Here is a 1305-nt window from a genome sequence, read left to right as displayed (position 1 = left end):
GCTTAGCGCCGACCCGCAGTCGCTGTTGTCTGGAACGCATGTCGATCCCGCCCGCGTCCATTCGCAATGGCAATTCTATCAGAGCCTAGAGCCGGCGTTCGTGTTGAAGCGGCTGACGGCGTCGCTGGCTCCGCCGGATACAGTACGACTTTCGATTGTCCGGGATCGCATCGTTGCCGAGGGTGAGGCTCCCGACACCTGGATAGATCGGGCGCGCGCAGCGGCCCGACAGCTTTCGGCAGGCGGACCGGAATTCGACATCTCCAAGGTTCGTGATGTGAGCCCCGAAACGCGTGCGGCGGAGCACTGGCAGGCCTATATGTCGCGACTGAGGGCCCAACCGGGCATCATCGTTGCYGAACAAAAGGTGCGCGACGGCCAATTCTACATTTCCGGCCTGAGAGACCCGCTTGGCGCCGACCCGCAGTCGCTGTTGTCTGGAACGCAGGTCGATCCCGCCCGCGTTCATTCGCAATGGCAATTCTATCAGAGCCTAGAGCCGGCGTTCGTGTTGAAGCGGCTGACGGCATCGCTGGCTCCGCCGGATACAGTACGACTTTCGATTGTCCGGGGTCGCATCGTTGCCGAGGGTGAGGCTCCCGACACCTGGATAGAYCGGGCGCGCGCAGCGGCCCGACAGCTTTCKGCAGGCGGACCGGAATTCGACATCTCCAAGGTTCGTGATGTGAGCCCCGAAACACGCGCSGCGGAGCRCTGGCAGGCCTATGTGTCGCGACTGGAGGTCCAACCGGGCATCATCGTCGCCCAACAAACGGCGAGGGGTGGACAATTCTACATTTCCGGCCTGCGAGACCCGCTTAGCGCCGACCCGCAGTCGCTGTTGTCTGGAACGCATGTCGATCCCGCCCGCGTCCATTCGCAATGGCAATTCTATCAGAGCCTAGAGCCGGCGTTCGTGTTGAAGCGGCTGACGGCGTCGCTGGCTCCGCCCAAATCTGTTCTGCTTTCGATCGTCAAGGATCGCATCGTTGCCGAGGGTGAGGCTCCCGACACCTGGATAGATCGGGCGCGCGCAGTGGCCCGACAGCTTTCGGTAGGCGGACCGGAATTCGCCATCTCCAAGGTTCGTGATGTGAGCCCCGAAGCACGCGCGGCGGAGCACTGGCAGGCCTATGTATCGCGACTGGGAACCCAGCCGGGCATCATCGTCGCCCAACAAACGGCGAGGGGTGGACAATTCTACATTTCCGGCCTGAGAGACCCGCTTGGCGCCGACCCGCAGTCGCTGTTGTCTGGAACGCATGTCGATCCCGCCCGCGTTCATTCGCAATGGCAATTCTATCA

1 pseudogene is annotated in these 1305 nt (G+C 62.5%); it reads left to right on the top strand.

The window, feature by feature from the left end:
* Positions 1 to 1305, top strand: a pseudogene (locus AC1DYF_RS40265) (OmpA family protein); the annotation flags it as partial.

The sequence above is a fragment of the Rhizobium sp. P2_G9 genome, from assembly GCF_056403475.1.
The sequence above is the reverse complement of the archived record's forward strand: the minus strand, read 5'-3'. Positions and strand labels throughout refer to the sequence as shown.